We start from the raw sequence: 7,801 nt of genomic DNA on the forward strand, positions 1-7,801 counted from the left end.
GCGGTGGTTCAGGCAACAAATTTGTATCTGAGCCACCGCAATCGCAGGCAAGCCAGCTCCTACAGGTCCGGTGTTCAATCGCAGATGTGTGCCCATCAGGAGAAATCCCATGCGTACTTATTTCCACCCCGAACAACTCCTGCACCATCCTCGCAGCTACTACTCCCGTGGCCAGATGCGTACCCCGCAGGAAGTCCCGGAGCGCGCCCGCAATCTGCTGCTGGCCGCGCAAAACCTGGGCTTCGACATCCAGCAACCCCACGACCAGGGCCTTGATCCACTGCTGGCTGTGCACGGTGCGGCCTACCTGGCCTTCCTCCAGGAAGCCCACCAGCGCTGGAAAGAAATCCCCGAAGACTGGGGCGACGAAGTCATGTCCAACATCTTCGTGCGCGAGCCCAACGCCCTGCGCGGCATCCTTGCCCAGGCGGCGCGCTACCTCGCCGACGGCAGTTGCCCGATTGGCGAACTCACCTGGCGCTCGGCCTATTGGTCCGCCCAAAGCGCCGTCGCTGCCGCCCGGGACATCCTCGACGGCGCACCCGCGGCCTACGCGCTATGCCGCCCGCCAGGCCACCACGCGCGTTTTGATGCAGCCGGTGGGTTCTGCTATATCAACAACGCGGCGGTTGCGGCGCAGGCGTTGCGCGCTGGCTTCGAGCGCGTCGCCGTACTCGACACCGACATGCACCATGGGCAAGGCATCCAGGAGATTTTCTACGAGCGTGATGACGTGCTGTACGTGTCGATTCATGGCGACCCGACCAACTTCTATCCGGGGGTTGCAGGCTTTGCGGAAGAGCGCGGCGCTGCTGCGGGTGAAGGCTTCAACCTCAACCTGCCGATGGCGCATGGCGCGAGTGAGGCGGTGTTTTTCCAAAAGCTGGAACTGGCATTGAAGGCAGTGAAGGACTTCTCGGCGGACGTGCTGGTGTTGTCGCTGGGGTTCGATATCTACGAGCTGGATCCGCAAAGCAAAGTGGCGGTGACGCGGGAAGGATTTGCGCGGCTGGGGGAGTGCATTCGTGGATTGGGGTTGCCGTGTGTGATCGTGCAGGAGGGCGGGTATCACCTGGAAACGCTGGACAGTAATGCTCAGGCGTTTTTTGCAAGTGCGCAGGCGTGGTCGATGTAACCCGCTGAATAAAGCGCCCCGGACTGCCTTGGAAATACATTCAAGGCGCGTCCGCCCCGTGGGCCTTTCACGTCGATAATTTATATCTCTTAACTTCTGGTCGACACCCCTAAAGTCCCGCCCCGACTGGCCGAAACTCTGTCATACGATGTCGTATGCCCATAATGAGAACAATCGCCATGTCGCTCCGCAGCCTGTCCATCGCCCGCCGTGCGGGTCTCGGTTTTGCCTTGATTGCCTTGCTCGTGGCGCTGTTGGGGTTCTTTGCGCTCTCGAACATGGCAAGCATCCGCGAAAGCGCCGTGCAGGTTGAAAGTGGCCTGGTGCCGAAAATGCGCCTGGTCTCGGATATCCGCGAAATCATGCTGCGCATCCGCACTATTTCCCTGCGCATGGCCCTTGATCCCAATCCCGCGAGCCTCTCGCAATACCGTAGCCAGATGGACACCCGCAGCCAGGATCTGACGAAGAAACTGGCCGACCTGAATGCGGTGATTGATACCCCCGAGGTACGCAATCTTTATGATCAGTTCCAGGTCTCCCTGCGTCAGTATCAGCAAGGTCTCACTCAGTCATTCATCCTCGCCGACAAGCAGCAGACCGCCGAGCTGAACAAGTTGCTGCTGGTGGACATGAAGACCGTGGTCGACGGTTCCGGCAATCAGCTCAATGCCCTGGCCGACTATTACAACGCCCAGATAAACCTGCAGGGCCAGACGGCCGAGTTGCAGTACAGCCGCTCGCGCACGATGGTCTTCGGCTTCGTGCTGCTGGCCGCGTTGAGCACCGTGGCCCTGGCCTGGTTGCTGACGCGTAGCATTGTCGGCCCGCTCAGCCACGCGGTGCGCGCCGCAGAAAACGTCGCCCAAGGCGACCTGACGCAAACCGTTGAAGTGACCGGCGATGACGAAGTGACGCGCCTGCTGGTGGCGTTGCAGACCATGCAAGGCAGCCTGCGCAGTACCTTGCAGCTGATTCGCCAGTCGGCCGGGCAGATGGCCGCGTCGGCCACCGACCTCAACGGCATCACCGACCAGAGCAGCCGCAGCCTGCAAAAGCAGACCGCTGAAATCGAGCAAGCCGCCACCGCGGTCAACGAGATGACCTCGGCCGCCGATGAGGTGGCACGTAATGCAGTCTCCACTTCCGAATCCACCCGGCTCTCTAATGAAACGGCCCGCGATGGCCAGCAGCGCGTCGGCGAGACGGTCAGCGCGATTCAGGCGTTGAGTACCAACATCGGTGAAACCTCGAGCCTGGTGCAAAACCTCGCCGATCAATCGCGGGACATCGGCAAGGTGCTCGATGTGATTCGCTCCATCGCCGAGCAGACCAACCTGTTGGCCCTGAACGCCGCCATCGAGGCGGCGCGTGCCGGTGAGTCCGGGCGTGGCTTTGCCGTGGTGGCCGACGAAGTGCGTGCGCTGGCCCATCGCACCCAGCAATCGACCCTGGAAATCGACCAGATGGTCACCGCGATGCGCAGTGGCTCCAGCGAGGCACTGACCTCAATGCAATCGAGCACCCAGCGGGCCAGCGAAACCTTGATCCTGGCCGAAGGCGCCGGTGGAGCCTTGAGCCAGATCACCGACTCCATCGACCAGATTCACCAGCGCAACCTGGTCATCGCCAGCGCCGCCGAGGAGCAGGCGCAGGTGGCCAAGGAAGTGGATCGCAACATCGTCAATATTCGTGACCTGTCTGCGCACTCGTCTTCGGGAGCGGGGCAGATCAACGGGTCGAGCCAAGAGCTGGCGCGCTTGGCCGTGTCGCTCAATGAGGCGGTGGCGCGGTTTCAGCTGTAACCGGGTCTAGTCGTGCCACGGATGGCACCAGCTCCAGGATCCGGTCACGACCCCCTTCGGCCACCAGGTACGTTCCCTTCGTCGTACGCACAATCGACTGTGGCGCCTTCAGGAAAGACAGGATCGTCTGCTGGCGCCCGTGCTTGTCGATCAGCAACAAACGCGCACGGTGGGTTGAATCCTCGTTGATCCATAACCCGCGTTCATCGCACATCAGGAAGGTGGGTTTGTTCAAATGGCTCAGTACCACCGGGTCGCTACCGTCGATGGTCAGCTCTCGCACCACGCCCTTCTTCTTTTCTGTGTAGAGCATGCGCCCATCCGTGCAGCGAACAATCGACTCGCCTTCGCTGAGTTGGTCACGCACGACGCTCAAGGTCCTGTCGCTCCAGTGATAGCGCAGAATCCGCGCCCCGACCTTGCGGTCTTCGATGGCATACAGGTACTCGCCGTCGTCCCACAGCCCTTGCACGCTGTCTCCCCTGAACAGCTCAGTGACGACGCCGTCCTTGAGGAAACTGACCGGCGCGCCATCCACTTCCTGGCTGAACACCCAGCCGCCCTGAGTGGCGACCATGCCATCGGGCTTGGAGAGATTTCCTACCACCAGTTCGCGTTTTCCGTCGGGCAATATGCGCACGATACTACCAAGCCCATCGCTCAATTCCTGGCTCACCATCAGCGAGCCGTCGGGCATCGGCATCAGTGATGCGGCCTTTGCTACGTCTCGGTGGACGACATGAACACTCCAGTCTTCGGCTGCACTGACCGGGTAGAAGCTTTGCCAGGCGAAGAAGCCCAAAGCTGCAAGGCAGAGCAAACCCAGGAGCCACAACCCCGCTCGAATCGCTCGATAGAGAGGCGCAGGGCTGGAAGTCCTTTTTATTGTTTCATCCATTGATTGCGTTACCAGTCTGTATTCGTGAGTGGAAAAGATTGCCGCTGCGGTTGATTGTCGTCGTCATCCTGCAAGAGGCTCTAAGTAGGAATTTTCCCGCATAAAGAATTTCCTTTATACCCATGCATGAGTGGTGCGAGAAACATAAAGGGACCGCAGGCATACAGCGGGGATTTGGCAGGAGGCGAGTTGCACATAGGCAATTTCAGTGGGAGTGGAACTACAGCCCATACAGTCATTCCGCACCATTCACGTTTGGTAGGTTGTGGTCGGGTGTTGGTGTGAGCATCTTTATCATCGGGAAGGGCTAGATGGATCCCTACGCATCCAGTAAGACAAATCAGCAGTGTTGTGCTGACAACTATTTTTCCCATGTTAGACCTGTGAGGTGGTACCTAAGAGCTGTCAGTATTGACGCTTTTCAGAAGTCTCGTTTCCAACCCACGCAAATTCCCTGCTGATATGTATGACCGCATATTTTCCGTAGGGTTATTGGCTAATCCCGAGTCTGTGGCCCGCGCCAATAGCATCCCGCCAGCCTCCATACGATAATGCCAGCCAAATCTGCTCAACCAATGGCTGCCCCCGTGATCATCAACTTCGACCTCAACGACCTCCAGGCCTTCCGCGCCGTCGTAGACAAGGGCAGTTTCCGTGCGGCGGCCGAAGCCATCCGTATCTCCCAGCCGGCCCTCAGCCGGCGTATCGAGAAGCTCGAATCCGCCCTCGACGTCAAACTCTTCGAACGCACCACGCGCCGGGTCAGCCTGACCATGGTCGGCCGCGCGTTCCTGCCGCAAGTCGAGCGCATGCTCGATGACCTGGACATCGCCCTGATGGGCATCAGCAACGTCGCCTCGACCCGCATGGGCAATGTCACCATCGCCTGTGTGCCGTCCACCGCGTACTACTTCATGCCCCACGTGATCTCCGAATTCCACAAGCTCTATCCGAAGATTCGCCTGCGGGTCCTGGACGCGAGTGCGGGCGAGGTGTGTGCGGCAGTGGAAAGTGGCGAGGCGGATTTCGGCGTGAGTTTCAGCGGCAGCCTGGCAGACGGGGTGGAGTTCGAGCTGTTGTTGCAGGAGCGTTATGTACTGGCCTGTCGCCGGGAGCACCCGCTGGCGGACCGCGCCAGTGTGACGTGGGCCGAGGCGTACGAGTACGACTACATCACCGTGGACAAGACCTCAGGCAACCGCTTCCTGCTGGACCAGGCCCTGCGCGGCGTGCGGGTGAAGAAACCAAGCATCTGCGAAACCCATCACGTGACGACCATGATCGGGCTGGTGGAGGCGGGGCTTGGGGTGGCGATGGTGCCGTCGATTGCGATGCCGGGCGGCGAACATCCGATTCTGACGAGCGTGCCGTTGGTGGAGCCGGAGGTGGTGCGCAACGTGGGGTTGATCAAGCGCCGCGGGCGTACGTTGACGCCGGCGGCACTGGAACTGGAGCGGTTGACGCGGGAGATGCCGTTCCGGTCAGTGTGAGACCGAATCCAGGCCGGTGGATTGCACCACCGGTTGCGCCTGGGGCGAGGCGAGGAATTGCAGGAGCTTTTTCGCCTGCGCCGGGTGCTGCGCATTTACCGGAATGCCGGCGGCAAAACGGGTGACGGACTGCACGTCTTCAGGGATCTTTCCGACGTAGGTCACGCCTGGAATCGGCAGCAGTTCGGACACCTGTTGCAAGCCCACTTCGTAATCACCCTTGGCCACCTGTGAGGCCACCGGGATGCGTTCGATCATGGTGCCCTTGGACGGCATGCCGAGCTTCTTGAACAGTTCCTTTTCGACGTAGACGCCGCTGGCGCTGTCCGAGTACGCGACGGATTTGGCGTTGGTCAGTACCGTCTTCAGTTCGGCATCGGTGGCAATCGAGGGCTTGGCCGCGCCTTCCTTGACCACCAGGCCGATGCGCGAGTCCGCCAGTTCAACGCGGGACGCCTTGTCGACCTTGCCTTGCTTGATCAGCTCATCCAATGCGTAGCCGACCATGATTACCACGTCGGCGTGTTCGCCACGGGCCAGGCGGTTGGGAATCGCTTCCGGCGCCTTGCCCATCGACGGGCCGAGGATGGTGTCGAGGGTGTCGCCGCTCTGGGTGGCGTATTGCGCACCCAGCACCTTGTAGGCAGCGGTGAAGCCGCCGGAGGTCATGACTTTCAGCTCTTCGGCGTGGGCGACCATCGCCAGGGAACCGATCGCCAGTGCCGCCAGTGTTTTCAGCATGGGGTTCATCAGTGCGGCTCCTCAGGCAACTTGCAGACGGGCGCTGGCGCGGCGATACAGCGCGAACGTCGCGCACAGGGCGCACAGCGCGGCGAACATCAGCCAGTAGGCGGGCGATGCCTTGTCGCCCGTCTCGTGGATAAACCAGGTGGAAATCGCCGGGGTAAAACCGCCGAAGATCGCGGTCGCCAGGCTGTAGGCCAGGGAGAAGCCCGCCACACGCACTTCCACCGGCATGATCTCGGTCAGGGCCGGGATCATGGCACCGTTGTACATGCCGTAGAGGAAGGAGAACCACAGCAGGGTTTCCAGCATGTGCGCGAAGCTTGGCGCATTGACCACGTAGGAAAGTGCCGGGTAAGCGGTCAGCACGGTCAAAGCAGTCATGGCGATCAGCACCGGCTTGCGGCCAAAACGGTCACTGAGGGTGCCGCCGATGGGCAGCCAGATGAAGTTCGACACGGCCACCAGCAAGGTCACCAGCAGGGCGTCGGCGGTGGTCAGGTTGAGTACGGTTTTGCCGAAGGTGGGTGCGTACACGGTGATCAGGTAGAAGGCCGTGGTGGTCATCGCCACCATCATCATGCCGCCGATCACGATGGTCCAGTTCTTCACCAGGGTGGCCAGCACTTCGCGCATGGTCGGGCGATGCTTGCGGTTGGCGAACTCTTCGGTTTCCTGCAGGTTGCGGCGCAGGACGAAGATGAACGGGATGATCACGCAGCCGATGGCGAACGGAATGCGCCAGCCCCAATCGGCAACCACCGCCGGTTCCATCCACTGGTTCAGGCCATAACCCAGGGCGGCCGCGACCACGATGGAGATCTGCTGGCTACCCGATTGCCAGCTGGTATAGAAACCCTTGCGGCCCGGGGTGGCCATTTCGGCCAGGTACACCGACACGCCGCCCAGTTCGGCACCGGCCGAGAAACCTTGCAACAGCCGACCCATCAGCACCAGCAGCGGTGCCCACAAACCAATGGTGTGATAGCCGGGCACCAGCACGATCAGCAGGGTGCCACTGGCCATGATCGCCAGGGTCACGATCAAGCCTTTGCGACGGCCCACATCATCGATGTACGCGCCGAGGATGATAGCCCCCAGCGGACGCATCAAAAAGCCCGCGCCGAACACGGCGAAGGTCATCATTAATGACGCAAATTCATTAGCGGCAGGGAAGAAGGCGGCGGCGATATAGGTGGCATAGAAACCGAACAGAAAGAAGTCGAACTGTTCGAGAAAGTTGCCGGAGGTGACGCGAAAGACCGCGCCTACTTTGGAGCGGGCAGAGTCAGGCCGTGAAGGGTTTTGCATTTTCTTGTGTCTCCAGCGTTCTTTTTAAAGTGCTTGTTTCGCTTAAGACCGCGGATAGTGGCTGACACATTTGGAAATGATAAGTGAGTTGTTTACATGTATTGATGTGTCGTGGTTATCAATTGCCGGATGCACACAAAACCGCTCCCTCATCTATGCTTGCCCAGTGTGTCCAATTCTTACGGATGGGAGGTGGGTATGAGCAACGAACAGAAGCAGCGCGAAGAGTTGGAGCAGGAGCGGGCGAGGAAGCTTCGCGAGGAAGAAAAGCCGCAGACCTGGAAGCATCCGGACGATGGCACCGAGCTGTCGGAGCGCGATCAGGAGCGCCCGCTCAGGCCTTGATGCAGGCATTTCATTGTGGCGAGGGAGCTTGCTGTGGCGAGGGAGCTTGCTCCCGCTGGGCTGCGAAGCGGCC

Annotated in this window: 7 protein-coding genes and 1 pseudogene; 5 read left to right on the forward strand and 3 right to left on the reverse strand. The window is 60.5% G+C overall.

Annotated elements, in window-relative coordinates; all coding sequences use genetic code 11:
* Positions 1-109: 109 nt before the first annotated feature.
* The 3 genes and pseudogenes from ACW9I6_RS28600 to ACW9I6_RS28610 all read left to right on the forward strand — a co-directional run bounded on the left by ACW9I6_RS28600 (position 110) and on the right by ACW9I6_RS28610 (position 2,940).
* A complete protein-coding gene (locus ACW9I6_RS28600) occupies positions 110-1,135 on the forward strand; it encodes a histone deacetylase family protein (RefSeq protein ID WP_177022956.1) in 1,026 nt (341 codons plus the stop codon).
* Positions 1,136-1,314: 179 nt separating this feature from the next.
* Positions 1,315-2,082: pseudogene (locus ACW9I6_RS28605) on the forward strand (MCP four helix bundle domain-containing protein); the annotation flags it as partial.
* Positions 2,083-2,130: 48 nt separating this feature from the next.
* Positions 2,131-2,940, forward strand: coding sequence for a methyl-accepting chemotaxis protein (locus tag ACW9I6_RS28610; RefSeq protein ID WP_372865333.1), 810 nt, complete (start codon positions 2,131-2,133; stop codon positions 2,938-2,940).
* On the opposite strand, the gene ACW9I6_RS28615 is transcribed toward ACW9I6_RS28610, so the two are convergent.
* On the reverse strand, positions 2,909-3,760 hold the full coding sequence (locus ACW9I6_RS28615) for a hypothetical protein (RefSeq protein WP_457340101.1): 852 nt from the start codon (positions 3,758-3,760) through the stop codon (positions 2,909-2,911). The two genes, ACW9I6_RS28610 and ACW9I6_RS28615, sit on opposite strands and share 32 nt — an antisense overlap.
* Before the next feature lie 665 nt (positions 3,761-4,425).
* Between ACW9I6_RS28615 and ACW9I6_RS28620 the strand changes: the two genes are divergently transcribed.
* Positions 4,426-5,328 (forward strand): LysR family transcriptional regulator, encoded by a 903-nt coding sequence (locus ACW9I6_RS28620; protein ID WP_003211921.1) that lies wholly within the window; start codon positions 4,426-4,428, stop codon positions 5,326-5,328.
* On the opposite strand, the gene ACW9I6_RS28625 is transcribed toward ACW9I6_RS28620, so the two are convergent.
* Together ACW9I6_RS28625 and tcuC are read right to left on the reverse strand one after the other, a co-directional pair.
* Entirely contained in the window at positions 5,320-6,078 is a 759-nt protein-coding gene (locus ACW9I6_RS28625; protein ID WP_008437882.1) for a substrate-binding domain-containing protein, read from the reverse strand. The two genes, ACW9I6_RS28620 and ACW9I6_RS28625, sit on opposite strands and share 9 nt — an antisense overlap.
* Before the next feature lie 12 nt (positions 6,079-6,090).
* Positions 6,091-7,383 (reverse strand): MFS transporter, encoded by a 1,293-nt coding sequence (gene tcuC, locus ACW9I6_RS28630; protein ID WP_003211917.1) that lies wholly within the window; start codon positions 7,381-7,383, stop codon positions 6,091-6,093.
* A gap of 198 nt (positions 7,384-7,581) precedes the next feature.
* Between tcuC and ACW9I6_RS28635 the strand changes: the two genes are divergently transcribed.
* The gene (locus ACW9I6_RS28635) at positions 7,582-7,728 is read left to right on the forward strand and encodes a hypothetical protein (RefSeq protein ID WP_003211914.1); all 147 of its coding nucleotides are present in this window, start codon (positions 7,582-7,584) and stop codon (positions 7,726-7,728) included.
* Positions 7,729-7,801 lie beyond the last annotated feature (73 nt).

The organism is Pseudomonas sp. SDO5522_S412 (genome assembly GCF_054071215.1).

What these genes read in the sequence shown, in the direction of transcription:
- ACW9I6_RS28600 (WP_177022956.1), top strand. Translation starts at nt 110, where the DNA reads ATGCGTACTTATTTCCACCCCGAACAACTCCTGCACCATCCTCGCAGC.
- ACW9I6_RS28625 (WP_008437882.1), bottom strand. Translation starts at nt 6,078, where the DNA reads ATGAACCCCATGCTGAAAACACTGGCGGCACTGGCGATCGGTTCCCTG.
- ACW9I6_RS28635 (WP_003211914.1), top strand. Translation starts at nt 7,582, where the DNA reads ATGAGCAACGAACAGAAGCAGCGCGAAGAGTTGGAGCAGGAGCGGGCG.
- ACW9I6_RS28610 (WP_372865333.1), top strand. Translation starts at nt 2,131, where the DNA reads ATGGCCGCGTCGGCCACCGACCTCAACGGCATCACCGACCAGAGCAGC.
- tcuC (WP_003211917.1), bottom strand. Translation starts at nt 7,383, where the DNA reads ATGCAAAACCCTTCACGGCCTGACTCTGCCCGCTCCAAAGTAGGCGCG.